The following is a 24,753-nucleotide window of genomic DNA, read 5'->3' as shown; positions in this document are numbered from 1 at the left end:
CGGACACCGGATCCGACCGTTTCGTGATGTCACCTACATCAGGCCGGTTGGGGTGCCCGTATCGACAGGACCGGGACCTTTGCCGATCTCACCACCCGCTGCGCCACGCTGCCGAGCAGCGCCCGCGCGACCGCCCCGCGCGCGTGCGTCCCGATCACGATCATGTCGGCGCCGATCTCGTCCGCGAGGCGGCAGATCTCCTCGTCGGGGACGCCGGCGCGCAGCACGCCCGAGATCTCGACGCCGGGCGTGGCGCGCCGGCGCTCGAGCACCTGATCGAGGCTCCGCTGCGCCGCATCGCCGATGCGGGCGGCGTCCTCGGCCGAGGGGATCAGGGACGAGCCTTCCGGGAAGCTGTAGACGGGCACGCTGTACACGTGCGCGACGACGATCTTCGCGGACAGCTTGCGGGCGAGCTCGATCGCCGTGTCGAGGGCGATCTCGGAGGTCGCGTTGAAGTCATGGGCCAGGAGGAGGGTCTTCATCTTGCTCCGCGGTGTTGGAGGGCGCAGGCGGCGCGCCGCCGCCCTTTCGGTCCGGCTTTCGTAGCTCCGGGGGCGGGTCTCCGGTAGGGGGCTCGGAGGCCGCCGGCGCCGGCGGCTGCGCCTTCGACGGCGGCTTCACCCGCTTGAACAGCGCCAGCTTCTTCAGCCGGCTGAGCTCCTCGAGCTCGCCGCGCTTCACCGCCGCGTTGTGGCGCTCCAGGTCCTTGCCCTTGAGCTCCCCCTCGTCGAGCAGCACGTACTGGACGGTCGCGGCGCGCTCGCCCGGATAGAAATAGGCCTGCTTCCGGTTCGACACGTGCGGTCCCATCTTGCTCGTCGCGCCGACGATGGCGTCTTTCGGGATCGCCTCCACCTGCTTCCGGACCCAGGCGTAGGTCGCCTCCTGGTCGGGCGTCAGCTTGCGCGCCACGCGGGAGAAGCCGCCCCTGAACGACGCGTTCTCGACGAGGCCGCCGAACTTCCACGACATCAGCGCGGCCGCCACGACCATGGCGGCGAGCAGCGCGCGCGACAGGCGCCGCCCGTCGAGCCCGTAGTACGCGGCCGGCCCGGAGCCCTCGATCCGCTTGAGCGCGATCGGCGTCAGCACGAACGCGATGGGGAAGAGGATCGACGAGTACTGGAAGTGGATCGAGAACACCGCGTCGCGCGAGGCGAGCAGGCAGAACAGGAGCCCGTAGGCGAGCATCCAGCGCCCGGGCTTGGCGAGGAAGGGCAGGAAGCACAGGGGGACGAAGAGCTGGAGCAGGAAGATGATCTTCGGCTCCTCCAGCAGGACCTTGAGCGCGAAGACAGGGTTCGTGAGGAGGGAGACGAGCATGCCGCCGAGCCCGCTCCGGTTCGGCATGAGCTCCTCGTAGTAATAGGCGAACGAATAAGCGTCCTTGCCGGACATGATGATGCCCGACGACGTCATGAAGAACAGCTTCACGATGACGAAGTAGACGAGGCTCGTCGCGATGGTCACCCAGCCGAGGCGCGTCTTGCCCGGGCGCCGGTCGAAGATGGCGTAGAGCCCGATGAAGCACATCAGCAGGGAGACGTCCTCCCGGCAGAGCAGCAGCACGGCGAGGGTGACCCAGTACAGCCTGTCCCTGCCGGTCTCGTAGAAGTAGAGGAGCCAGACGACGAGCGGCGAGATCAGCGCGAGCGAGTGGAACTCGTACATGTTCGCGCCGTGCAGGGCCGGATAGATGGCCCACACGGCGGCGAGCAGGAGCGCCTTGCCGCGGTGAGCGAGCTTGTCGCGCGCGAGCAGGTACACGGGCACGACGCCGGCGCCGAGCCACGCGGACTGGAGGATGAGGAGGAACTCCGCCCTCGGGTAGATCAGGTAGAGCGGCGAGAGCAGGATGAGGATCGGGTCGAAGTGCGCGGAGCCGTGGTAACCGGCCTTGAGCCAGGAGCAGCCGAGCGGCCGTCCGTGGATCGTCTGGTAGAAGATGTTGTCGTAGTACCCGAGGTCGGGCGTCCGGGTGTGCAGCGCGTGGTGGTTGGTGATCGCGAGCCGGGAGAAGAAGAGCGTGTAGCCCGTCCACATCGCGAGCAGGGCCAGCGGCGGGAGCCACCGCGCGGCGCGGCCTCCGCGGGAGGGCGCGCCATCGAGCTCGGACGCATCGTCGAGCCAGGGCGAGAGCCGCGCGCGGCGGCCCCAGGCGTAGGCGCCGGCGCCCGTGGCCAGGGCGGCGAGGGCGACGAAGAAGATCGTGCTCTTCGGGCTGTCCTTCTCGATGTTCGGGAGCTTGAGCGCGGCGACGAACGGGAGCGCGAGCAGGGGGATCAGGGCGCGGTTGAGGCGGCCCACGGTGCCCATGAAGTCCCACGAGCGGGTGCGGGCCCGCCGCGCCAGCATCACGAGGAAGTAGGCGAGCGCGACCCCCACGATGGCGGCGGCGGCGCCGCCGACCATCCAGCGGCGCTCCACCTCGGTCAGCTTGTTCGTGTCGAGCTGCGCGTGCCGGCTCGGGTGGGTGAAGACCCAGGCCGTCACGGCGATGCTCATGCCGTAGAGGATCGGCCACGGCGCCAGGGTCAAGGCGGCGCGCGCGAGCCGCTCGAGGGCGCCGTCGAGCTTGGCGAGCGCGCTGTTCAGCCTGGTGCGGTGGTTCTCTAGCATAGGTGAGGCGGGTCCTCGGCTACTTGACCCCACCCCCCGCTGTCAAGGAGCGGGGGGAACATCGCGAAAGGACGCGGAAGGACGTGTAACGACGTGTAACGACGTGAGCGCGCGGGAAGGGCAGGGCGCCACGCGCGGCCCGCGGTAGAATGGCGCCATGTCGCACTACCGGGATCATCTCGATGCGGCTCGCGCGCGCATCGAAACCCTCGAAGCCAAGCTGAAGGAGCGGGATGCGGCGCTCGCCGCCCGGGACGCGGAAATCGCGGAGATCCGTGCGGAGGTCGAGCGGTTGCGTGGCGGATCGGACGATGACGGGCCGCCCGACGGGCCGCTCGGCCGGGGCGGCGGGCAGCGGGCCCTGCTGGTGGCGCTCGCGGTGTGCAGCTTCGCCACCGCGACGGGCTATGCGATGGTGCGCCCCTCGCACTGCCTGCAGCGCGGCGGGGCGTACCCCCCCTCTGCCGAGATGTCGCTGCGCTCTCACGAGGGGTACGACGCCTGGTCGAGCCGGGTCGACGGGGCGCGCGTCCGGGTGGGCAAGGCCGCGGGCGCGGCGCTCGAGCACGGCCGTGTCCGGGCGAAGCGCTGCTGGCAGCCGGACGGGCCGAGCGGGGAGGGGAGCGTGACCGTGACCTTCGCGCCGAGCGGCGAGGCCCAGGTGGCGCTGGACGGGGCGTCCTTCGCCGGGACCGAGGTCGGCGCGTGCGTGGTCGAGGCGTTCCGAGCCGCCGCGGCGCGGGTGCCGGCCTTCGAGGGGGAGCCTCTGCGGCTCACGACCCCTATTTCTCTCTAGAACACCCATCATGTTGAAACCCGGAGAATTTTCACAGGGAGGCGGGGAGGCGGGGAGGAAGAAAAAATGAATTTCTCCCTCTTGCCGTCTTTCGCTCTCCGCCTTCCCGCCTGCCTGCCTCTCTGTGAAATTCCTGATTTTCTCGGGGTTTCGACCCGTTTGTCGCTCTAGCGGGGGATGGATGGGGCGGGGGAGGTGGGCGGGGGGGCCAGCTGCCAGCTCACGAAGCCGACGGCGACGACGTTGAGGTAGACGACGGCGAAGACCAGCAGGCCGAAGCTGACGCCGTGCTCGGCGGTGAAGCCGAGCGAAGGGAACACGAGGGAGAAGAAGAGCTCACGGACGCCTACGCCGGCGATCGAGATCGGCAAGAGACCGAGCAGGTTCGCGATGGCGAGCAGGCAGGTGACGTCGAAGAGCGAGAGCGGTACGCCGAGGGCGCGCGCGATGAGGTAGCCCTGCGCGAAGTTGACGACGAACGTCGCCACCGTGACCGGGAGCGTGAAGAGGAGCCCGCGCCCGACATGAGCGCGCAGCGCGACCAGGAAGCGGCTCGCCGCGCCGGGCTCCGCGCTCTCGGACGGATCCTTCGCGAGCTTGCGCGAGAAGGCGAGCAGCAGCCGCTCGGCCAGCCCGGGGATGAGCAACACGAGGGGCGCCAGGACCGTGAGGGCGATCCCACCCCACGTCAGCCAGGCCAGGCGGCCGGCGATCACCGCGCTGTAACGGGCGACGCCGACCGCGACGAACGCGGCGAGCACGTAGAGATCACACAGCCTGTCCATCACGACGGTGGCCAGCCCCTCCGCGTAAGGCACGCCGAGGTCGTGGCGCAGGTAGCGGATCCGGAGCAGGTCGCCGACCCGGCCGGGGGTCAGCATGCCGACGTAGAGCGACGTCGCGTAGGCGCTCCACGCACGCCGAAGCGGATAGACGATGCCCCGGGCACGCAGCAGCGCGTCCCAGCGGACCACCTTGAGGTGGATGTTGAGGACGTTCAGCGCCGCCGCGAGCGCGAGCGGGCCAGCCGAGGCCGAGACGACCGCGCCGAGCACCGCGTCCCGGTCGTCCATGCGCACGACCACGAGGACGAGCAGGAGCGGGCCAATCAGGCGGGCGAGGGCGCGCAGGGCGGTGCGGCGCACGACGGCGAACCCCGGCCGCGCGCTCAGCGCGGCGCCGCGGAGCAGAGGGCCTGAAGCGAGGGGAGGCGCCCGGACACGGGGACCCAGGACCGATCGCGGCGAGGCTCGGAGATCACTCGAACTCCTCGCGGACGGGCGGATCGTCTGCCAGGTGGCGCTGCTGCATCTGGAAGGTGAGGAACTCGCCGATGAAGCCCATCGAGAAGAACTGGATGCCGAGGAGGATCATCAGCACACCGAGGAGGAGCAGCGGCCGGTCTCCGATCTTGTGACCGAGCAGCCAGAGGAACGTCAAATACGCGTTGATGGTCACGCCGGTCGCAGCGAAGACCAGGCCGATGAGGCCGAAGAGGTGCATCGGCTTCTTCGAGTAGCGCGTCAGGAACATGACGCTGAGCAGGTCGAAGAAGCCGCGCAGGATGCGCTCCAGTCCGTAGCGCGAGGCGCCGTACTTGCGGGCGTGGTGGCGCACCGGGATCTCCGTGACGCGGAAGCCTTGCCAGGCGGCGAGCGCCGGGATGTACCGGAAGAGATCGCCGTAGATCGGGATGGTGCGCAGCACCTCGCGACGGTAGGCCTTGAAGCCACAGTTCATGTCATGGAGCTTCACGCCCGTGACCGCGCGGACGGTCCCGTTGAAGATCCGGGACAAGATGAGGCGATTGGCGGGGTCGAGGCGGTTGACCTTCCAGCCCACCACGACGTCGAGGCCCTCCTCGACCTTGGCGATGAAGCTCGGCAGATCGGCCGGGTCGTCCTGGAGATCGGCGTCCATCGTGACGACCACGGCGCCCCTCGCCTTGCGGAACCCGGCCGTGAGCGCCGTCGCCTTGCCGAAGTTCTTCCGCAGCCGGATCCCCTTCACGACCGGGTTCTCCGCGCGGATCCTGGAGATGACGCCCCAGCTGTCGTCCGTGCTGCCGTCGTCCACGAAGATGAGCTCGTAGGAGAAGCGCCCTTTCAAGGCCTGATCCACCCGCTGCGCGAGCTCCGCCAGGCTCTCCGCCTCGTTCAGCCCCGGGACGACCACCGAGACCTGCGGCGCCGCCGAGGTGGCCGGCGCGATGGAAGGCGCCATGAGGCTCGGGCGAGGATCGAAGGCGGAGAGCCCGAACGTGGCCCGGTCCTCCGGAGCCTCGTGAGGGGCAGGTGTGGGGGGCTGGTCCACAATCACGGCGGCGGAGGATAGCAGAACGTCACGAGAAGGCGCGGTTCCGTCCGAGAACGCGCCGCAAGCGCGACGGCAACGAGGGCAGGACGTGCTGCCGGTCACCGGGAGGGGGAGAGGGCAAGGGCTGCGGAGAGCCGGCAGGGGTTCGGGCAAGGGCTGCGGAGGGCCGGCAGGGGTTCGGGCAAGCGCTGCGGAGAGCCGGCAGGGGTTCGGGCAAGGGCTGCGGAGAGCCGGCAGGGGTTCGGGCAAGGGCTGCGGAGAGCCGGCGGAGGTGGAGGGAAGGGCTGCGGAGGGCCGGCAGGGGTTCGGGGAAGGGCTGCGGAGAGCCGGCAGGGGTTCGGGGAAGGGCTGCGGAGAGCCGGCAGGGGTTGGAGAAAGGGCTGCGGGGAGCCGGCAGGGGTTCGGGCAAGGGCTGCGGAGAGCCGGCTCGGGCGGCGACCGGCGCGATATGCCGGCGTCGATGCCGTGTGCGAGACTCTCCGCATGGGCGGCAACACGAAGACGCTGAAGCATTTCCTGCGGATCTTCGAGGAGGACATCCACTTCGGTGCCGTGATGGCGGACACGCTCGAGAGGGATGGCTTCGAGCTGACGCATGTTCGCCCGGCTGCGCCGCGCAGCTGGCTCCTTCGCGCGAAGCCGCCGCAGCACATCCAGGAGGGGTTCGGCCTGGCCCCCGAGCTGCTGTTCATCGCCGTCCAGGGCGAGGTCCAGTCGCGGGATCTCCAGCGCGCTGCCGACGAGGTCGTGCGCTCGGATCTGCGCCTCGACGGCAACCTGGTCATCGTCACAGACGATGGTCACACCCACGACGACGGTCGGCCGCTCAAAGACCGCCTCGATCGGATGCCCGGTCGGGATCAGCGCCTGGCGTGGGTATGGGGCGAGGATCGGAGCTGGCCGCCGCTCTCCGAGGTGCTCCGCCAGCAGCTCCCCACGTACGACGTGTTCGAGGAGCGCGATCCGGTTCGAGGGTACCAGCTCATGGGCCGCGATGCGGAGGTCATGGAGCTCCGCACGCGGGTCACCCGCGGCGACGCCGTCGGCGTGTTCGGATTGCGCAAATGCGGCAAGACCTCGCTGGTCCGGGCGGTCACCGACTGGCTCGACCCGGCCAGCGGGATCAAGGCGCCAGGCGCGGAGAAGATGGCGTCCCAGGCGTGTGTGATCTGGTTCGACGCGCAGGGGCTGGATGCGGCGGAAGCGGATGTGGACGATGTCGCCGACGAGCTGCTCGCCGCGCTGCGCCGCAGGATGCGCGCCGCCGGCCGCGCAGATGTACCGCCGGCGCCGCAGGGCATCGCCGGCCTGAAGTCAGCAGCCCAGGCGATCGTGGACGAGGGAATGCGCCTGTGCTTCGTGATCGACGAGTACGATTTTCTCTTCGAGCGCGAGGGCAGCCTTGGCCCGGTGCCGGGCATCTCGCGGCTCCTCGGGCTCGTGCGCGCCCTGTCCCAGCAACATCAGGGGGCCGTCTCGCTCGTGCTGATCGGCCGCGACCCCGAGCACCTGTCGGTTCCGCATCTGGATGGGGTGCCCAACCCCTTGCTCGCGGGGCTCACGCCGATGTGGCTCGGACCGATCCGTCCGCCGCACGACACGGAGATGCTCCGCAAGCTAGGGCGCCGCGTGGGGCTCGCCGTGGGGCCCGAAACGGCGGCGCTCGCCCGCGCGTGGACCGGTGGGCATCCGCTGCTGCACCGCCAGTTCGGCTCGGCCCTCCGCGAAGAGGTCCGGCTGCATGCGCCGGGGGTCCTGCTGAAGGAACCGACGGATCCTCATCGCGAGAGGGCTGTCGAGCGCTTTCTGGGCCGTCAAGCCGTGCTGGACGTGGACCGCGAGATCATCGCGCTGCTCTCGAAGAGGTATCCGGCGGCCTACGCGTTGCTCCTCGATCTCATCGAGAGTCATGACCCTGGAGCGGCCGTGAAGCGGTCAGGCGGATCGCAGAGCTCCGGCGTGCGGGTGTTGCGGAATTTCGGCTTGTTCGACGAGGCAACGCTGGCGCTGCCGAAGCACCTGTCGTGGTACGTGCGGACCTTGCTCCCCACACAGGCGCGGGTGGCGGTGTGACGAGGCGGTCCAATCCTTACAGCTGGCAGCACCACACCCCAGGTCACCCGGTGCCCCGACGCGCGCTGGTGGAATCGATCGTGGAGGATCTTCGTAAGGGCATCGCCGTCAAGGTCATCGGCGGTCGCGGGAGCGGAAAGAGCGTCTTGCTACGCCAGATCCGGGGCGAGCTTCAGGACGCGCCGGGGACGCGGGTCGTGCTCGTGCCGGATCCGCCCGAGGAGCCGACCGTCGCCGGAGCGGTGCACGATCTCGCGGCGAGGCTCGGCATCCGCGATCTCTCACCGCCGCGGATGGATGACCTTCTCGAGCACGTGCTCCAGGGCGACGTGACGAGGCTGGTGGTTCTCTTCGATGAGGCTGACCAGTACGTCACGGCTGGAGCCGGAGAGCGGGGGGCGTTCGCTCGGAGCTGGTTCAACAAGCTGGAGACCACGCGGAAGGAACACGGCGCACACTTCGATCTCGTCTTCGCGGGCGGGATCGGTCTCTTCTATCTCGCGACGGAGCTTGGATCCGGGCTCGTCAGCCGCGCCGAATCGTATGTGCTCGAGCCCTTCGGACCGGCGGAGATCGTGGAGCTCGCCAGGCCCTTTCAGGACGACGGGCGTCCCCTGAGCGAGGTCCACCTGGAGACGCTCCGCCTGCTCTCCGGGGGCAGCCCGGTTCTCGTGACCTACGGCCTGGAGCACCTCTGGGGTACGAGCAGCGCCTCCGTGCTGGAGCTGGAGACTGTTTTCGGCGTGTTCCGCGAGAAGTACGACGGCTTCATTCGGTCGGTGCACGCATCCGTCTCGCACTACGGGCGGCTCGATGCCCCGTTCCGGGTGCTGAAGGTCGTTCGCGAGCACGCCGGCTCGGTTCCGATGCAGCGGCTTCGCGATGCGTGCTCCTTGCAAGCAGGTGAGCACATCCCCATGGACCCGGAGGAGGCGCTGACGCTGCTGCGCGCGGCCGGCCTGGTGAGGGGCGAAGGCTCGATGCTCGCCGACCCTGTGATCGCATGGCCCATTGCCTCGATCCTGAACCTGCCGGAGATCCCGGCGGGCTCAGGTGACCCCATCGAGCGTCTGGTCCAGGATGTCTGTGCGGTGCTGGCGAACTTGCGCCGCTTTGGACGCGATTTTCACGGCGAAGGCGGGCTCTTGCAGGAGCAGGTATTCAGCTCCCTCATCGCGGTGGGGCTGCGTCTTCTGGGATGGATCGAGACGGAGCGGGAAGCCATCCAGGCGGCGGGCTTCACCGATATCAAGGTGCGCCTGACCCGGCCGGGCCTCGACGGCCATGCGTTGATCGAGACCAAGATCTGGCGCGACGCTGCCCACAACGCGGGGATCCAGAAGCAGATCGACGACTATCGCCTCTCGGAGACCCGCCACGGGATCGCCGTGTTGCTGGGCGCGCGTGACGCGGCGGGCTGGCCGGAAGCCTACGAGCGAATGTGCCTCGGGGGCCGCAGCTTCGAGCGACTTCCGACGCCGCCGGATCTGGTGGGCCGTTGGCGGGTTCAGCAGGCCGATCCGGGAGGCAAGGCGTGGCTCACCGACCACCTGGTGGTGCAGCTTCCGAAGCGCAGATGATCCCGGCAGGAGTGCGCGCTGGATTCTGCGCTTATGGGCCGGCATCGAGAAGCGAGCTGATGTCCGGATAGAAACGCGCGTGGGGGGTCAGGACGGCATGAGCCGCCGGCCGGTCGCGCTCCTCCACCGGCAGGCGCTCACGCGTGCGTGCTCTCTTCCGCCTCGGGCTTCGCGGCGTCCTCCTCCTCTGCGGCGTCCTCGTCCGCGACGTCCTCCTCCGGCGCGGTGGCCGCCGGCGCGCGCTGCGGGCTGCGCTCGAGGAGGGCGAGGAACGGCGCGTGGAGCGCCTGGAGCAGATCGCGCTGCTTGCCGCTCGGCGTGTGCTCGAGGAGCCAGCCGATCTCGCCGTGGATGGCGTTGAACGCCTGCGTGCACGCGACCACCGCCTCCCGGATGCGCTTCGAGCGCGCGACCGCGCGCTTCTGGCCGGAGGTGCGGCCGAGCCCCCTGGCGAGCGCCTCGGTCGCCTCCTCGACGCGCTTCAGGTACGCGCCGGCGCCGACCTTCTTCACGTCGGCGGCGAGCGGCGCCTTGCCCACGATCGCGACCTGGTGCCAGCCGTAGTCGACCTCGGCGTCGTATGTGTACCGGGTCTGCTCGGTACCCGCCCCCGCAAGCAGGGCGCCGCGGAGCCGCACCGCCGCGTCGCGCTGCGCAGGATCCTTGCTCTCGGCAGCCGAGGCCAGGAACAGGTGCAGCGCCCGCTGGGCGGTGTCCCACTCGACGTCGAGCTCGGCGAGCACCGCAGCCGGCGCGACGCCGAGCGCCTCATCGAGCGCCGCGATGCTCCAGCGCGCGCGCAGCTTCCAGACCACCGGCCTGGGCGCTTCGAAGAGCGACGCCGCCGGGATGCGGTTCGGGACATCGTACTTGTCTATCGAGACGCCCTTCCACGCTCCCTGCTCGAGATCCCGCGCGAACGCGCTGAACGCCTTGTCCGTGACGAAGCTGTATCCATAGGCTGCCATCGTTCTCTCTCCGATCCTCCCCCAGGAAACCGTGCATCTTAGCGAGAGCGCCTCGCGCGTTCACAACCGCTTTGCGCAAAGGCTCCTGTCGGAACCGTGCTCTGCGCGGCCATTGGCCAGAGGCCATTGGCCGGAGGCCAGCGGCCAGCGGGCATGCGAGGGCCGCCGGGCCGTGGGCGCCTGGTGGCCGGCGGTCGCGTCGCCTTGGAAGGGGGAGGCGTCGATCGGGTGAGCACTCCGGCGGCGCCGTATCGACATGGATAGCAGCGCCTCCAGAGGAGGGGCGCTCGCCCGAGAGGCACCCGCCTGGAGCGCCAGGGGAGGCTGTCGCCTCTGTTCGCGCCGCACGTCGCGCTCGAGGCCGCGTGGGGGCTCGACGCGGCGCACGAGAACCAGATCATCCACCGCGACGTGAAGCCGGACAACAACGTCTTCACCGCGGACGGGATGGTGAAGGTCGTCGATTTCTCGATCGCGAAGGTCATCCCCTAGGAGATGCGGACGACCCAGCGCAACGTGCGCCTCGGGACGGCCGCGTACATGGCGCCCGAGAACCTCGCCGGGAACGAGGCGGACGCGCGCTTCGACGTGTACTCGCTGGGGCTCGTGCTCTGGGAGATGATCGCCGGCCGCCACCCGTTCCGCGACGCGTTCGACGACCGGACGAAGCTCGTGAACTGGGAGTTCTTCGCGGATCCCGCGCCGCTGTCGGAGGGGGCGGGGCTGCCGGCGTACGTGGACGAGGTGATCCGGCGCGCGACGGCGAAGCAGCCGGCGGCGCGGTACCTGTCGGCGGCCGAGATGGCGCAGGGCATGATCGCGCTGCGCAGGCGCCTCGAGCAGGACGAGGCGGAGGGCCGGATTTCGCTGGCGGCGCCGCCCGACGAGCCGCCGATCCCGGGCCGGCCGGGGCGGCGCGCGGTCCACCGGGCGCCGGTGACGGGGCCGACGCTCGAGGTGCCGCGGCGGGAGCCGTCGGCCAGGGTGGTGGTCGCGTCGCCGGTGCCCGCGCTGGGGCCCGGCGGGACGGCGCCGATGAACGAGGGGCGAGCACGTGGATGGCGGACGTTACGTGGAAGAGGGAGCGACCGTGAGGCGAGAGCTGCAGGCGGGGTGGCTTGCGATGTCGGTGCTGCTCGGGAGCACGGCAGCGACGAGCAGCGTCCGCGAAGAGGAGCGATCGACGCCGGGGCCGAGCGCGGAGAGCGAGCGTGAGCGCGCGGTGCGCGACTTCGAGGACGGGCGGAAGGCGCACGTGGCGAGTCGCTTGGAAGACGCGGAGCTCGCGTACTTGCGTGCGTGGTCGCGGCTGATCTGTGAGGATGAGCGCGATGAGAACGCCGAAGGACACGAGCGTCTCGTCCAACACCCCGGAAGCCTCCGTCGGCCGGTGGACCGATCCGGTGTGGTGCGCGATGACGCCGGAGGCGGAGAAGAAGCGCATTGCGAAGGTGGAGGCGCGACAGGCGATGGCAGCGCACGGGATCGAGGACGCCCGGCTGGAGGCGACGCTCGTGCAGCTGGCCGGTTGGGTGGAAAAGTGGGCCGCCGAGGAGCGCGAGGCAACGCAGGCGAACGACGACGTGTGGGTGAGCGCGGTGTCTGTGAAGGGCGAGGCCGACCAGCGCAGGTCGCGCCTGGCGCTCGTCGGCACGGTGCTCTTCGTGCTGGGGGTCTTGTGCGGCGTGGTGCTGGCAGCGCTGCGGCTGCGCTGAGGTAACGAGCGCGGCTCGAGGGCGTGCTGGCAAGGCACCGGGACCTGAGCCTGGCGGCGAGCCTGCTGGTCGACATCGCCAACGAGCACGGCGGACCGGACAACGTGACGTGCGTGCTGGCACGCTTAGGAGGCGGGTGACCTGCGCGGCGATGACGCGCTGCTGCCTCTCGTCACGGGCGCACCGAGACCCGAGCGTGTGCGCGTGCGGCGAGATGCCGAACTTTTTGAGAATTTCACGCACCCCAACGTAAGCTTTGGCGATATCTCGGATTCGGCGAGAGCGCGCTTGGCGAGCGGTTTCGTCAGCGGCAGAATGGGTGCCCTTATCCCAAGAGGAGCGCTCATGGCCAAGCCTCGGCGGTTCAGCGGCAGCGGCATGCGTCGTTCGGGCAACGTGATTCACGTGAGTCCAAGGCTCATGTGGGAGCTCGCGTGGCTGCGGAAGCTGGGGCTCGAGGACGTCGACTGGGATCCGGAGCTCTGTTGCCCGCACTGCAGAGCAGAGCGAGCCGATCGAGAGGATCCGGTGGAGGACCTCGCGCCGCCCTCCGGGGCATGGCTCAAGCTCCCGCTGCACGACGATCAGCACGAATGATCGACGGGCGCCGCTGCGAGGGCGCCCGTCCAGAAGAGCACGCAAGCGCGGAGATGACGGCTCGCGCTCCTGTACATCGCGGCGCTGCCGATGGCCCCACGGCACGCCGAGGCCGCACGACCAGGATGAACGGCATCAACCGCCCCCGGGGGGGGGTTGTCCTGGGTTCGGGCAGAAGGGCCTCTGATCTGTCGGCCCCTTCTGTATCGAGCGGCGAGCGCGGAGATCCTCCGGCCGTCGCGCCGAGCAGCCCTTCAGCAGGTCGATCTATCGCGGCGTGGCAGCTGCCGTCGATGGCCGCGGCGGGGCGGTCGCCGCGCGCCACCGTCGCCAGGGTTTTGCTCGGGTCCGGAATGGCGTACATCACCTGCGTGGGCGACTCGCGGGTCTACCCGATGCGCGGAGATGTGATGTGCGCGCTGGTGCGCCGCGGAGGCGGGTGACGTGGCGGGCGAGCACAGCGGTGCGCCGCGCGGCGGACACCCGGACGACGAACGGCTGTTCGGCCCCGATGCCGTCCGGACGCTGCGCGTGGCCTTCGAGGAGGTGACGTGGCTCCTCGGCCGCGGCTATCCGCTGCGCACCGCGATCCGGACCGCCGGCGACCACCACCAGCTGGCCGCACGCCAGCGCCTCGCGCTGCAGCGGGCCGCTTGCTCGGACGCGCAGCGGGCGTCGCGCCTCGCGCGCTGCGCCCCGTGCTCGTCGCTCCAGGGCGCGGAGGCGAACATCGACGGCTTCAACCTGATCATCACCCTGGAGGTGGCGCTCGCGGGCGGGCTGCTCGTGCGCGGGCCGGAGGGGGCGCTGCGCGATCTCGCGGGGCTGCGCGGCAGCTACGCGCCGATCGCGGAGACCGACGCGGCCCTCGATCGGATCGGCGACGCGCTGTCCGGCGCCGGCGCGGCGCGCGCGCGCTTCCTCCTCGACGCCGCCATCCCCAGCTCCGGGCGGCTGCGCGCGCGGATCCTGGAGCGGCTCGGGGGCGCGCCCCTCTCGATCGAGGCGACGCTCGTCCCCGATCCCGACCGCCTGCTCGCGGGGGCGGCGGGCGTGATCTCGTCCGACAGCGTCGTCCTCGATCGCTGCGTGCGCTGGGTCAACCTCGCGGACGAGATCGTGGGCGCGCGCGTGCCGGCGGCGCGTGTGGTCGAGCTCGTCCCTCGCGGAGGTGATGCCGGCGCGTGAGGGCGCGGAGCGCCCGTCACCGGCAGCGCCCGAGCCGCCTCGTTTGCCATGCGACCTGCGCCGCGAGCCCCTCGCGCAGGGGCACCCGGGGCACGTACCGGAGCGCCGCCCGCGCCGCCGCGGTGTCCGCCCAGGTGCGCCGGACGTCGCCGGGCTGCGGCTCTCCCCGCTCGACGCGCACGGGTCCCGCGAGCTCTCCCAGCAGCCCGAGCGCGTCGTTGAGGCTCACCCGAGAGCCGCCGCCGATGTTGAACACGCCGACCGCGCCGCTCTCCATGGCGTCGACGTTGGCCTGCACCGCGTCGCTCACGTACGTGAAATCGCGCGTTTGCTCGCCGTCGCCGTACACGCGGACCGGCTCGCCCTTCAGCACGGCGGCGATGAACCGGTGAAACGCCATGTCCGGGCGCTGCCTGGGGCCGTACACCGTGAAGTACCGGAGCGAGATCGTGGGCAGGCCGAAGTTGCGGCGGTACAGCTCGCAGAGCTGCTCGGCGGCGAGCTTCGTCACCCCGTAGGGGGAGTGGGGGACGGTCCGGCTGGATTCGTGCATGGGCACATCCCCCGTGTTGCCGGAGGGGTCGCCGTAGACGGAGGAGGACGAGGCATAGACGAGCTTGCGCACCTGGCCGTGCGCCCTGGCTGCCTCCAGCAGCCGCTGCGTCGCGAGCACGTTGTCGCGCAGGTAGACCTCGAAGCTCTGTCCCCAGCTCGGGCGCACGCCCGCCTGCGCCGCCTGGTGGAAGACGACCTCGCGGCCCGAGAGCAGCGGGCGGAGATCGTCTGTCGCGAGGTCGGCCGTCGAGAGCGAGAAGCGCGGTTCGCCGCGCAGCCGTGCCAGGTTCCCCTCCTTGAGCTCGCGGGCGTAGTAGTCGGTGAAGCGGTCTACCCCGAGCACCTCGTGTCCGAGCTCGATCAACCGCTCCGCCAGGTGGGAGCCGATGAATCCGGCCACCCCCGTCACCAGACAACGCATCCGCCTTCCGTCCTGGTCCTGCCGCGTCGCGGCCTCGCGTCCTCGTCCAGCCGCGCCGCGGCCTCCGGTCCCGGGCCTGCCGCGTCGCGGCGCGGCGATGCTAGCACCTCGGGCCATCCGTTGAGTCGGGCAGCAGCCGGCCGCGCGAAGCCCGCCGCGCCGCTGAGCTCGCTCCGGGGTTCGGGAACCGGCTGGGGACCGACCGGGGTTGGAGAGCGTGGAGAGCGTAGATAGTGGACCGACCGAGGTTGGGGACCAGCGGACCGACCGAGGTTGGGGACCAGCGGACCGACCGAGGTTGGCGGACCGACCGAGGTTGGGGACCAGCGGACCGACCGAGGTTGGGGACCAGCGGACCGACCGAGGTTGGGGACCAGCGGACCGACCGAGGTTGGCGGACCAGCGGACCGACCGAGGTTGAGGACTGGCCGAGGCTGAGGACTGGCCGAGGTTGAGGACTAGCCGAGGTTGAGGACCGACCGAGGTTGAGGACCGACCGACCGGGAGGGGGGCAGCCTGAGCACCGGCTCCGCGCTCCCTGCCCTCTGTCAGCCTTCTCGCATCAGCACGCCCCCGTTCTTGCAAATACGCCCACCTTTCCGATGTGTATTTCTGAATCTGGTTGCGCCTACCCGACCGGCAGGCGACGCTGGTGCGCGCTCGGGCCCCTCGCTTTTTCTGCCCGAGGAGCGATCGAGACGGGGTCGGAAGGCTAGCTGTTGCTTATGGGAATTGTTGTCGAGCGGCTCACGAAGCGGTTCGGTCCGAACAAGGTGGTCGATGACGTCTCGTTCGAGATCGAGAGCGGCGCGCTGGTCGCGCTCCTCGGGCCGAGCGGAGGTGGCAAGAGCACCGTCCTGCGCATCATCGCCGGGCTCGAGAGCCCCGACTCCGGCGAGGTCATCCTGAACGGCAAGAACGCGACCACCACCCGCGTCCAGGACCGGAACATCGGCTTCGTCTTCCAAAACTACGCGCTGTTCAGGCACATGAGCGTGCGCGACAACATCGGCTTCGGCCTCAGCATCCGGAAGCGGCCACGGAAGGAGATCGCGACCACCGTCGACGAGCTCCTCAGCCTCGTGCAGCTCGACGGGCTCGGCGGCAGGTTCCCGCACGAGCTGTCCGGCGGCCAGCGGCAGCGCGTCGCGCTGGCGCGCGCGCTCGCGCCAGGCTCGTCGCTGCTCCTGCTCGACGAGCCGTTCGGGGCGCTCGACGCCAAGGTCCGCCTCGAGCTGCGCGAGTGGATCCGGAGGCTCCACAAGGAGCGAGGGATCACGAGCGTCTTCGTGACCCACGACCAGGAAGAGGCGATGGACCTCGCCGATCGGGTCATCGTGCTGCACAAGGGGCGGGTCGAGCAGATCGGCACCCCGGAGGAGATCTACGACCGGCCGGCGACCGAGTTCGTCGCGAGCTTCGTCGGGTCGATCAACGTGCTCAAGGGGGAGGTGCGCGACGGCCAAGCGGCGCTCGGTACCCTCGCGGTGCACGCCCCCCCCGGGACCGGCGACGGCGCGAGCGTGCACGCCTTCGTACGTCCGCACGACATCGAGGTCCACACCCGGATCGACTCCTCGAAGACGCCCGCCGCCGACGATGCCAGCGTCGCGCGCGTCGAGCGGCTGTCACGGGTCGGGTGGATGGTCAAGGCAGAGCTCCGCCTCTCCGACGGCCAGCCGCTCTCCGTCGAGCTGACCAAGGATCGCGTCGCCGAGCTCGGCCTGTCCGAGGGGGACAGGGTGCTGGTAAATCTCCGAGACGCCAAGATCTTCGTGCAAGATTACTCCATCTAGCCCGCTGGCCGGCGCTCCCGTCTGGCCAACGGCCATCATGGGAGGTGGCACGTGGCTTCAATCTTCGACGACATCGCGGCGACGATCGGGCGCACCCCCCTCGTCCGCCTGAGCTCTGCGGGCAAGGGGCTGCGCGCCGAGCTGATCGGCAAGGTCGAGAGCCGGAACCCCGGCGGCAGCGTCAAGGATCGCATCGGCCTCGCGATGGTCGAGGACGCGGAGCGGCAGGGCAAGCTGAAGACCGGGAGCGTCCTCGTCGAGCCGACGAGCGGCAACACGGGCCTCGCGCTGGCGATGATCGCCGCGGCCAAGGGCTACCGGCTGATCCTCACGATGCCCGAGTCGATGAGCCCGGAGCGGATCGCGCTGCTCCGGGCGTTCGGGGTCGAGGTGCTGCTGACGCCCGGGTCGCTCATGGTGCAGGCCGTCGCGCGGGCGCGCCAGATCGTGGAAGAGACGCCCGGCGCGGTGATGCTCCAGCAGTTCGAGAACCCGGCGAACCCCGCCGCGCACCGCCTGACGACCGCGCGCGAGATCTGGGAGGACACGGACGGGACGGTCGACGTCGTGGTCGCCGGCGTGGGGACCGGCGGGACGATCACCGGCGTGGGCGAGGTGCTCAAGCAGAAGAAGCCGGGCGTGAAGATGATCGCGGTCGAGCCCAGGAACGCGGCCGTGCTGAGCGGCGGCCGCGTGGGCGCGCACCTGATCCAGGGCATCGGCGCGGGCTTCGTCCCGAAGATCCTCCGGCGCGAGCTCATCGACGAGGTGGTGCCCGTGTCCGAGGACGAGTCGTTCGACGCCGCGCGCCGGCTCGCCAAGACCGAGGGCATCCTCGTCGGCATCTCCGGCGGCGCGGCGATGGCCGCGGCGCTGTCGATCGCGGCGCGCGACGAGATGCAGGGAAAGAGGATCGTGGTGATCCTTCCCGACGGCGGGGAGCGGTACGTCACCTCGCCGCTCTTCAAGGAGCTCGTCGGCTGCGCTCGCGCGGCCGTGCCCCGCTGACCCGCCAGGGAAGGCAGCCGCACATCGGGTCGCCTTCCCTGCAGAAGCGCTCCGTCTTCCTGGGCGCCTGCGGCGCCGCCGGCCTCGCGGCCTCGATCACTCGATGCGGACGGCGACGAGGACCTTCATCCACACCCCTTCGGGCGGGATCGTCTTCGTCAGATCGACCTTGCCTTCCCAGTCGACGTGCACCGTGTAATCGCCGCTCTCGTCGTCCTTGTAGAAGAAGGGCCGGATGTCGTCGTGATAGACCCGATCGAGCGGGACGATGCGCTCCCCGGGCGGCATCGGCGCCTTCTTGGCGACGACGGTCGACTTGCCGTCGACGACGGCCGAGGCGGAGACGCTCTTGAGGAAGGTGAGGTCCGGCACGTTGTCGTCGCGTGCTTCCAGCCGGATGTACATGAGCTCGGCCCTGTCGACGGAGTTCGGGTCCTCCGAGACGGACAGCTCGCTCCATCCGGAGAAGGTCGACTGCGAGGTGGGCTTCACGAGGAACTTGGTCTCCACCTCATGCTCACCGACGACCGATGCGCAGGCGCTCGCGCCGAGCGACAGCACCACGGTGAGCGCCGCGCCGCTGCGCGCGGCAAGGCAGAGCGAAGCGAGCCCACGGCGACAGCTCAACATAAGCATCCTCATTCGCAAGACATAGCATGTGACGAGGTCCGATCGACGCGCGGGGCGTGGCCGGCTATCGTCGTCGGCCGAGGGCGACCAGATGGCGGCGGAATCAGGCGCGGGTATTGACGGCGGGCAGGGCACGGCCCCTGCGTCCTTCGAGGCGAGGCTCGAGCTCGCCCAGCGGACGAGCGCGCGGCTGCGAGAGGCGATCGGGCAGGCCGTGGTCGGGCAGGACGACGTCATCGAGCAGACGCTCTGGGGGATCCTCGCGGGAGGGCACGTCCTCCTCGAGGGGGCGCCCGGGCTGGGCAAGACGCTCCTCGTCAGGACCATCGCCGGCTGCCTGGATCTCGCGTTCTCGCGCATCCAGTTCACCCCGGATCTCATGCCGAGCGACGTGACCGGCACGAACGTGCTCGTCGCGGCGGCGGACGGCTCGCGCCACTTCTCGCTGCACAAGGGGCCGATCTTCGGGCAGGTGATCCTGGCCGACGAGATCAACCGGGCGACGCCGAAGACGCAGAGCGCGCTGCTCGAGGCCATGCAGGAGCACGCGTGCACCATCGCGGGCACGCGGTACGCGATGGAGGAGCCGTTCTTCGTGCTGGCCACCGAGAACCCGATCGAGATGGAAGGGACCTACCCGCTGCCGGAGGCGCAGCTCGATCGGTTCTTGCTCAAGGTGCTCGTGCCGGGCCCGACCGAGGATGAAATGACCGAGATCCTCGCCCGGACCACGGGCCACGATCGCGGGCCGCCGCCGCGGGTGCTCACCCGCGACGACGTGCTCTCGCTGCGGTCGCTCTGCCGCGACATCGCGGTCGCCGAGCCCGTCATGCGGTACGCGTCGCGGCTCACCCGGGCGAGCGATCCGGCCGCCGAGGGGGCGCCCGAGATCGTGCGGAGGTCGCTCCGGTTCGGCGCCGGCGTGCGCGGCGCGCAGTCGCTCGTGCTGGCCGCGAAGGCCGTGGCGCTGCTCCAGGGAAGAGCGCACGTCGCCTTCGCCGACGTGCAGCGGGTCGCGAGGCCGGTGCTCCGCCACCGGATGATCCGGTCCTTCGAGGGCGAGGCGGAGGGCATCACGACGGATCAGGTGATCGCGGCGCTCCTCTCCGCGATCGAGGCGCGGCCCGAGCCCGTGGCGCAGGCGATCCGGCGATGAGGCGCGTGCAGGAGCCGCGGGGGCAGGCGATCCGGAGCGGGTCGCTGAGGAGAGGCGCGAAGGGCCTCGCGGGGGCGGCGTCGCTCGCGGCGCTCTTCTCGGCGGGGCCCGCGTCCGGGCAGGCGCCGCCCCCGTCGACCGCGACGGCGCTCGTCGTCGACGTGGCGCCCGTGCTCGGGACGAGCGGCGGGATGCCCTGGGGCTGGAACCAGGTCGTCGTGCGCATCCAGAACAACGGCGGCCGGGCGGCCAGGGGCGAGGTCGAGGTCGAGTCGAAGCGCTACTCCGATGACCGCGTCTTCGTCGCGTCGGCACCGTACGCGGTCGGGGCTGGCGCGTCGGTCGACGTGCGCGTGCCGGTGCACGTGTCGCCTTTCGGCGACGTGCAGGTGCGGGCGCTCGATGAGGGCGGAGCGCAGGTGTCGTCGCAGGGGCTCTCGTCGACCTCGCAGCACGCGGTGGTGCTCTTCGACGTCAGCGAGAGGTCGCTGCTCCGCGGGGGCCTCCACGACGCGCCGATCGCGCCGCTGTACATATCGACCAGCCGCGCGCCCGGGGGGACGCCGAGCCCTGTCCTCTGGGTCGGGCAACCTCGCTTCGACAGCGCGACCGGCGACCCGCTGCTGCCCGACCGGGCGGCCCTGTACAACGCGGCGGACGCCGTGCTCATGCGCACCGACACGCTGTCCAGGCTGGGCGGCTCCGAGCTCGAGGCGCTCGCCGGCTTCGTCCTCTCCGGCGGCACGCTGGCGCTGTCCGTCGCCCGCCCCGAGGATCTGCGGCACCCGACGCTCGCGGCCTTCGTCGGCGGTGAGGTCGCGAGGGCCGCCGTCGCGCCGCCCACCCTTGCGGAGATCGCGCCGCCCGGCGGCTCCAGCGGCTTTGGCAAGCAGGGCAACGTGCTCCTGCCCGCGCCGAGCGCGACCCCCGCGGTGGCCGAGTCGCTCTCTGGCTGGTCGGGCGGCAACCTGCGCGGGAGCGCGTATGGCAGCTCGGCGTTCTACGGCCTCGGCGAGGTGCACCTGCTCGCGTTCGACCCCACGCGCTCGCCTGCGGCCAGCGACCCGTGGGTGAAGATCCGGGTGGCCGATCTCGCTCGCCGAGCCTACGACCGTCGCTCCACGGTCGCCTTCCGCCCGGGGGAGGATGCGATGGGCGTCGACCTCGATCCGGTGCGGCGGGAGCTCGATCCGAACGAGAGCTCCCGCTGGGCGATCGGGGTCTCCGCGCTGCTGCTCTGCATTTACGCGGTGCTCGCCGGTCCGATCAATTTCTCGCGCGCCGCGCGGCAGGGGAGGCCGCTCCGCGCGCTCTGGCACCTGCCGGTGCTCTCTGCGGTCACGTTCGCGGCGATCGTCGGCGTGGGCCTGCTCGCGAAGGGGGTGCGCGGCCGGGCGCGCCACCTCACGCTGATCGAGGCGGGGGCCGGCATGACGAAGGGGGCGGTGCGCCGGTTCCGGGGCTTCTTCGTCGCCAGCGCGGAGGAGCTCACGGTCCGCACGACCGACGCGAGCGGCGTGATCAGCACGGCCGTGGTCGCCGAGCTCTCGGAGCGGCGCGACCGGTTGCTCGTGGACCGCGACGGGGCGCGGCTGACGAAGGTCGCGGCGCTCCCCTGGCAGACGGTGATCGTGCGTGAGGACGGGGCCGCGTCGCTCGGGGACGGCATCGCGATCGTCGCCGATCCGAGCGGCGACGTCGTGGTGAGCAACCGGAGCGGCCGCGACCTCCGGGGCGGCGTCCTGTGGCTACCGGAGGGCGCGGCCCGCTACTTCGCCCGCATCGGCGACGGGGAGAGGGTCTCGTCGCGCGCGGGGGTCGATCTCGCGGCGCGGAGCGAGGGGCAGGGCTGGCTCTCGCACGCGGGCTTCGGGCGGCGGGTCGGCGGCATGGACGTCCACGACCTCGGCGGGAGGCTGCTGGCTCCGCTCCTCGATCCCGACGCGCCAGGGCTAGGCGCTGCGTGGCTGGCCATCGAGGAGGCGGCCGGCGGATCGGTCGACTGGTTCCCGGCCGGCGTGCCCGTGCTGTTCGGCCAGCTCGACGGCGGCGAGGGGCGCGCGAGCGACTCCGGGTTGCGGATCGACAGCGACCGCGTGCTCGTGCGGGTCGTTGGCTACGGAGGCCGGCCGTGAGCGCGGCGCTCGGCGGCGCTCCGCCCTCCCCGGCCGCGGCGCAGATCGAGCGGCCTCGGCCGACGATCCGCGTCCGGCACCTCTCGCACCGCTTCGGCGCGCTCGACGTGCTGAAGGACGTCACCTTCGACGTGGGCCCCGGCGAGATCTTCGGCTTCATCGGGCCGAACGGCGCGGGCAAGACGACGACGATCCGGGTCATGGCGACCCTGCTCGAGCCCATGGCGGGGCGGGTCGAGATCGACGGCGTCGACGTGACGATCGACCCCGCGGCTGTCCGCCGAAGCATCGGGTACATGCCGGATCACGCCGGCGTCTACGACAGGATCACGGTGCGCGAGTACCTCGAGTTCTTCGCGGACGCCTTCCGGGTGCCGTCGCTCGACGTGGTCGACGCCGTCCTGGAGCTGACCGACCTCGGCAAGATCCAGGACCGGATCGTCGCCACGATGTCGAAGGGGATGAAGCAGCGCCTCCAGCTCGGGAGGATCCTGCTGCACGATCCCAAGGTCCTCATCCTGGACGAGCCGGCGAGCGATCTCGATCCGCGCGCGCGCATCGAGATCCGCGATCTCTTGCTCGAGCTCCGGAGCCTGGGGAAGACGATCTTCCTCTCGTCGCACATCCTCACGGAGCTCTCCGACGTGTGCACGTCGATCGGCATCCTCGAGAAGGGCCGTCTCGTCGTCGCTGGGCCGATCGGGGAGATCGCCGCGCGCCTCGAGGCGGTGCGCGCGGCGCAGGCGCACGGGCACGCGCCGCCGCGCCATGGCGCCGCGCCGGGCGCGTACGGGCCGCAGGCGCACGGGCACGCGCCGCCGCGGCACGGACCCGAGGCGGCCACGCCCGACGGCGCGCCGGTGGATCCGGCCGCCGTCGATCGCGCGCAGGCCGGCGCTCCGCCGCCCGGATACGGCCAGCACCCGCCGCACGCCGCTGCGCCGGCGAGCGCGGGGCAGGCGGCCTATCCGGCGCTCTCGCAGATCTCCCGGCGCAAGGTCAAGGTGCGGGTCCTCGGCGATCCCGAGGCAGCGGCCTTCCTGGTCAGGGGCGGGCCGGGGATCACCGACGTCGACATCGTCGCCGGAGCCGTGCACGTCGGTTACGTGGGCACCGACGTGAAGATCGCCGAGATCGTGCAGCACCTCGTGCGCAGCGGCGTCGGTGTGATCGGCGTCGAGCCGGAGCGCAACGAGCTCGAGAGGATCTTCCTGGAGGTCACGCAAGGAGAGGTGCAGTGAGCGTGCAGACTGGCACATCGCCGCCCGCCGGTCCGGCGTCGCAGCGGCTCGTCGATCGGGCGCGGCATCGCGTGGGGCACGTCCTGCGCGAGCCGAACCCGATCTGGATCCGGGAGCTCAAGCAGGCGGCGCGCCTCGCCCGCACGCCGATCATCCTGCTGGTGCTGGCCGTGCTGATGGCGCTGCTCGTGGCGGCCATCGGCGGCATCGCGGCGAAGGAAATCGCGCCTGCGAAGACGGGCGTGATCCTGTTCCAGGTCTTCTTCTCGCTCGCGTACTTCGTGGTGGCGCTGGTCGGGCCGGCGGTCGCCGCGAACAGCATCGCTTCGGAGCGCGAGGGGCGCACCTGGGAGGCGGTGCTCCTGACGGGCATCCCGCCCGGCGAGATCGCGCGAGGCAAGTTCCTCGCGGCTTACACGGCGATCTCGATGTACGTGGTGATGCTCGCGCCGGTCGGGGCGCTGCCGTTCCTGTTCGGCGGGATCACCGCGATGGAGGTGGTGATCGCCTTCCTGTTCCTCTTCTTGATCGCGCTGCTCAGCGTGGCCTTCGGCCTGGCGATCAGCTCGAAGATGGGGAGCCTGCGCGCGGCGATCCTCGTCACGCTGCTGCTCGCGTTCCCGCTGTCGATCGGCCTGTTCTCGGCGGGCGGCTCGGGGCTCTCGTATGCGGCCCACCTGGCCTGGCCGGAGGTCCCCGAGGGGCCGCCCATCTGGCTCCCGATCGCCTACCAGCGCGCGCCGCTCGGCCTCGATTACGTGCTCTTCCTGATCCTCCTTCCGATCGCGGCGGTCGGCATGCCCGCGTGGTTCCTGTACCAGGTGACCGTCGCGAACCTCACGAGCGAGAGCGACGATCGCTCCTCCGGGCTGAAGACGTGGTTCGCTGTCTGCGCGCCCGTGACGACCGCCGCCGTCGCGGTGCCGGCGTTCTCGGTGGACGCCTCCGATCGCCTGCCCGCGATCGTCGCGGGCGTGTGCGCGGCGCTCTCGTTTCTGATCTTCTGCGTGTTCCTCTTCGCCGGAGAGCCGATCGGCCCATCGCGCCGCGTCGAGGTTCACTGGGCTCGGAGCCGCGCCAGCCGGCTGCGTCGCTTCTTCGGCCCCGGCGTGATGCGCTCGGCGTACCTCCTCCTCGCGGTGGGGGTCCCCGCCATCGCCGCGCTCTGGGTCGTCGGGCACCGGCTGAGCCTCGGCGCGCCCGTCCCGACGCCGCAGATCCAGGCGCAGCAGGTCCAGCACGTCGCCGTCTACGCGCTCGCCGTCTACGTGTTCCTCGTCGGGCTCGGCGCGTTCCTTCGCGCGCGGATCGCCTCGCCCCTGGTCGCGCGGGCGCTGCTCCTGACGCTGCTCTTCACGATCGCGGTCGGCCCATGGATCGTCGCCGCCATCGCCGGCCTCGTCGCGGAGCTCGACACGAGCGAGAGCGCTCTCCTCGTCGCGGCCCCGTCGCCGTTCTATGCGTTCGTGATGCTCTCCAGGGCCGATCAGGGCGACGCGGGGTCTGTCATCGCGGCCGGGTACACGGCCGCAGCTGGCTGGGTCGCCGTCGGGCTCGGCCTGCTCTCCGCGGCCCGCGCGCGCTGCGCCGCCGTCGTCGCGCAACGCGAGGCAGCCTTCGCCGAGACGGACGCGCTCCTCGCCCGGGAAGACGAGGCGGCGCTCGCGGCGGAGCAGGCAGCTCCGCCGCACGCGGCCACGCCCGAGCACGCGGAGCCAGGGAGCGCAGCGGGCACCGCCGCCTGATCACGGGGCGTGATCGCGGCGCGCTCCGAAATCGTACGTGCACGTCTCTTTGTGTGGAAATTTGGAACGCGTCCGGGGAATGCAGCAGGATGCGCCGCGCGCGGATCTGTCGAAATCTTGGGCGTCCTGTGGCGAGCGTGTGAGAAGAGCGCTCGCGCGCTCGAGGTCCGGGAGCGAGAGGGGATCTCGATTCCTCGCGTCGTGTGACGAC

19 protein-coding genes and 1 pseudogene are annotated in these 24,753 nt (G+C 70.9%); 13 read left to right on the top strand and 7 right to left on the bottom strand.

Annotated features, from left to right (window positions below; genetic code table 11):
• Positions 1-38: 38 nt before the first annotated feature.
• Both WMF34_RS37505 and WMF34_RS37500 read right to left on the bottom strand, forming a co-directional pair.
• Positions 39-485, bottom strand: coding sequence for a universal stress protein (locus WMF34_RS37505; RefSeq protein WP_012239997.1), 447 nt, complete (start codon positions 483-485; stop codon positions 39-41).
• A complete protein-coding gene (locus WMF34_RS37500; protein ID WP_012239996.1) occupies positions 460-2,622 on the bottom strand; it encodes a DUF2079 domain-containing protein in 2,163 nt (720 codons plus the stop codon). The genes WMF34_RS37505 and WMF34_RS37500 overlap by 26 nt, the downstream gene beginning before the upstream one ends.
• A 157-nt stretch (positions 2,623-2,779) precedes the next feature.
• Here WMF34_RS37500 and WMF34_RS37495 point away from each other — a divergent pair, with 157 nt between their 5' ends.
• Positions 2,780-3,418 (top strand): hypothetical protein, encoded by a 639-nt coding sequence (locus WMF34_RS37495; protein WP_437990806.1) that lies wholly within the window; start codon positions 2,780-2,782, stop codon positions 3,416-3,418.
• A gap of 167 nt (positions 3,419-3,585) precedes the next feature.
• Here WMF34_RS37495 and WMF34_RS37490 read toward each other — a convergent pair whose 3' ends face one another.
• Together WMF34_RS37490 and WMF34_RS37485 are read right to left on the bottom strand one after the other, a co-directional pair.
• Entirely contained in the window at positions 3,586-4,563 is a 978-nt protein-coding gene (locus WMF34_RS37490) for a lysylphosphatidylglycerol synthase transmembrane domain-containing protein (protein WP_437990805.1), read from the bottom strand.
• A gap of 112 nt (positions 4,564-4,675) precedes the next feature.
• Positions 4,676-5,641, bottom strand: a complete 966-nt coding sequence (locus tag WMF34_RS37485; protein ID WP_437990804.1) for a glycosyltransferase family 2 protein — start codon at positions 5,639-5,641, stop codon at positions 4,676-4,678.
• A 576-nt stretch (positions 5,642-6,217) separates the two neighbouring features.
• Between WMF34_RS37485 and WMF34_RS37480 the strand changes: the two genes are divergently transcribed.
• Together WMF34_RS37480 and WMF34_RS37475 are read left to right on the top strand one after the other, a co-directional pair.
• Complete coding sequence (locus WMF34_RS37480; RefSeq protein WP_437990803.1) at positions 6,218-7,807, top strand: AAA family ATPase; 1,590 nt, start codon at positions 6,218-6,220, stop codon at positions 7,805-7,807.
• Positions 7,808-7,875: 68 nt separating this feature from the next.
• Positions 7,876-9,387, top strand: coding sequence for an ATP-binding protein (locus WMF34_RS37475; RefSeq protein ID WP_437990802.1), 1,512 nt, complete (start codon positions 7,876-7,878; stop codon positions 9,385-9,387).
• 137 nt (positions 9,388-9,524) lie between these two features.
• Here the strand turns inward: WMF34_RS37475 and WMF34_RS37470 are convergent, their stop codons facing one another.
• Positions 9,525-10,355, bottom strand: a complete 831-nt coding sequence (locus WMF34_RS37470) for a hypothetical protein (RefSeq protein ID WP_437990801.1) — start codon at positions 10,353-10,355, stop codon at positions 9,525-9,527.
• A 306-nt stretch (positions 10,356-10,661) separates the two neighbouring features.
• Here WMF34_RS37470 and WMF34_RS37465 point away from each other — a divergent pair.
• The 4 genes and pseudogenes from WMF34_RS37465 (at position 10,662) to WMF34_RS37450 (ending at position 13,855) form a co-directional block, all read left to right on the top strand.
• A pseudogene (locus WMF34_RS37465) lies at positions 10,662-11,570 on the top strand (protein kinase domain-containing protein).
• Between the two features lie 116 nt (positions 11,571-11,686).
• Positions 11,687-12,070: a hypothetical protein gene (locus WMF34_RS37460; protein WP_012239988.1), complete on the top strand. Its 384-nt coding sequence runs from the start codon at positions 11,687-11,689 to the stop codon at positions 12,068-12,070.
• Positions 12,071-12,415: 345 nt separating this feature from the next.
• On the top strand, positions 12,416-12,667 hold the full coding sequence (locus WMF34_RS37455; protein WP_437990800.1) for a hypothetical protein: 252 nt from the start codon (positions 12,416-12,418) through the stop codon (positions 12,665-12,667).
• Positions 12,668-13,111: 444 nt separating this feature from the next.
• On the top strand, positions 13,112-13,855 hold the full coding sequence (locus tag WMF34_RS37450; protein ID WP_437990799.1) for a DUF434 domain-containing protein: 744 nt from the start codon (positions 13,112-13,114) through the stop codon (positions 13,853-13,855).
• A gap of 16 nt (positions 13,856-13,871) precedes the next feature.
• On the opposite strand, the gene WMF34_RS37445 is transcribed toward WMF34_RS37450, so the two are convergent.
• Entirely contained in the window at positions 13,872-14,831 is a 960-nt protein-coding gene (locus WMF34_RS37445; protein ID WP_437990798.1) for an NAD-dependent epimerase/dehydratase family protein, read from the bottom strand.
• Positions 14,832-15,556: 725 nt separating this feature from the next.
• Here WMF34_RS37445 and WMF34_RS37440 point away from each other — a divergent pair.
• Positions 15,557-16,627, top strand: coding sequence for a sulfate/molybdate ABC transporter ATP-binding protein (locus WMF34_RS37440; protein WP_012239984.1), 1,071 nt, complete (start codon positions 15,557-15,559; stop codon positions 16,625-16,627).
• Between the two features lie 51 nt (positions 16,628-16,678).
• Complete coding sequence (gene cysK / locus WMF34_RS37435) at positions 16,679-17,635, top strand: cysteine synthase A (RefSeq protein ID WP_437990797.1); 957 nt, start codon at positions 16,679-16,681, stop codon at positions 17,633-17,635.
• 96 nt (positions 17,636-17,731) lie between these two features.
• On the opposite strand, the gene WMF34_RS37430 is transcribed toward cysK, so the two are convergent.
• A complete protein-coding gene (locus tag WMF34_RS37430) occupies positions 17,732-18,265 on the bottom strand; it encodes a hypothetical protein (protein ID WP_437990796.1) in 534 nt (177 codons plus the stop codon).
• Positions 18,266-18,356: 91 nt separating this feature from the next.
• Between WMF34_RS37430 and WMF34_RS37425 the strand changes: the two genes are divergently transcribed.
• The 4 genes from WMF34_RS37425 to WMF34_RS37410 are packed head-to-tail and all read left to right on the top strand — an operon-like array spanning position 18,357 to position 24,542.
• Positions 18,357-19,421 (top strand): AAA family ATPase, encoded by a 1,065-nt coding sequence (locus WMF34_RS37425; RefSeq protein ID WP_012239982.1) that lies wholly within the window; start codon positions 18,357-18,359, stop codon positions 19,419-19,421.
• Positions 19,418-21,556 carry a hypothetical protein gene (locus WMF34_RS37420; protein WP_437990795.1) on the top strand — a complete coding sequence of 713 codons (2,139 nt, stop codon included), beginning with the start codon at positions 19,418-19,420 and terminating at the stop codon, positions 21,554-21,556. Before WMF34_RS37425 ends, WMF34_RS37420 begins: the two co-directional genes overlap by 4 nt.
• Positions 21,553-22,797, top strand: a complete 1,245-nt coding sequence (locus tag WMF34_RS37415; RefSeq protein WP_012239979.1) for an ABC transporter ATP-binding protein — start codon at positions 21,553-21,555, stop codon at positions 22,795-22,797. Before WMF34_RS37420 ends, WMF34_RS37415 begins: the two co-directional genes overlap by 4 nt.
• Entirely contained in the window at positions 22,794-24,542 is a 1,749-nt protein-coding gene (locus WMF34_RS37410; protein WP_012239978.1) for an ABC transporter permease, read from the top strand. The genes WMF34_RS37415 and WMF34_RS37410 overlap by 4 nt, the downstream gene beginning before the upstream one ends.
• The last annotated feature ends 211 nt before the right edge of the window (positions 24,543-24,753 follow it).

Source organism: Sorangium sp. So ce145 (assembly GCF_051525985.1).
GTDB lineage: Bacteria > Myxococcota_A > Polyangia > Polyangiales > Polyangiaceae > Sorangium > Sorangium cellulosum_B.
Note: the sequence above shows the minus strand (reverse complement) of the source record. Positions and strands in the feature narration are given on the sequence as shown.

Excerpts from the sequence above, each read along its gene's own strand:
- WMF34_RS37505 (WP_012239997.1), bottom strand. The coding sequence starts at position 485 with ATGAAGACCCTCCTCCTGGCCCATGACTTCAACGCGACCTCCGAGATC.
- WMF34_RS37500 (WP_012239996.1), bottom strand. The coding sequence starts at position 2,622 with ATGCTAGAGAACCACCGCACCAGGCTGAACAGCGCGCTCGCCAAGCTC.
- WMF34_RS37495 (WP_437990806.1), top strand. The coding sequence starts at position 2,780 with ATGTCGCACTACCGGGATCATCTCGATGCGGCTCGCGCGCGCATCGAA.
- WMF34_RS37485 (WP_437990804.1), bottom strand. The coding sequence starts at position 5,641 with ATGGCGCCTTCCATCGCGCCGGCCACCTCGGCGGCGCCGCAGGTCTCG.
- WMF34_RS37480 (WP_437990803.1), top strand. The coding sequence starts at position 6,218 with ATGGGCGGCAACACGAAGACGCTGAAGCATTTCCTGCGGATCTTCGAG.
- WMF34_RS37470 (WP_437990801.1), bottom strand. The coding sequence starts at position 10,355 with ATGGCAGCCTATGGATACAGCTTCGTCACGGACAAGGCGTTCAGCGCG.
- WMF34_RS37460 (WP_012239988.1), top strand. The coding sequence starts at position 11,687 with ATGAGAACGCCGAAGGACACGAGCGTCTCGTCCAACACCCCGGAAGCC.
- WMF34_RS37455 (WP_437990800.1), top strand. The coding sequence starts at position 12,416 with ATGGCCAAGCCTCGGCGGTTCAGCGGCAGCGGCATGCGTCGTTCGGGC.
- WMF34_RS37445 (WP_437990798.1), bottom strand. The coding sequence starts at position 14,831 with ATGCGTTGTCTGGTGACGGGGGTGGCCGGATTCATCGGCTCCCACCTG.
- WMF34_RS37440 (WP_012239984.1), top strand. The coding sequence starts at position 15,557 with ATGGGAATTGTTGTCGAGCGGCTCACGAAGCGGTTCGGTCCGAACAAG.
- WMF34_RS37430 (WP_437990796.1), bottom strand. The coding sequence starts at position 18,265 with ATGTTGAGCTGTCGCCGTGGGCTCGCTTCGCTCTGCCTTGCCGCGCGC.
- WMF34_RS37425 (WP_012239982.1), top strand. The coding sequence starts at position 18,357 with ATGGCGGCGGAATCAGGCGCGGGTATTGACGGCGGGCAGGGCACGGCC.
- WMF34_RS37420 (WP_437990795.1), top strand. The coding sequence starts at position 19,418 with ATGAGGCGCGTGCAGGAGCCGCGGGGGCAGGCGATCCGGAGCGGGTCG.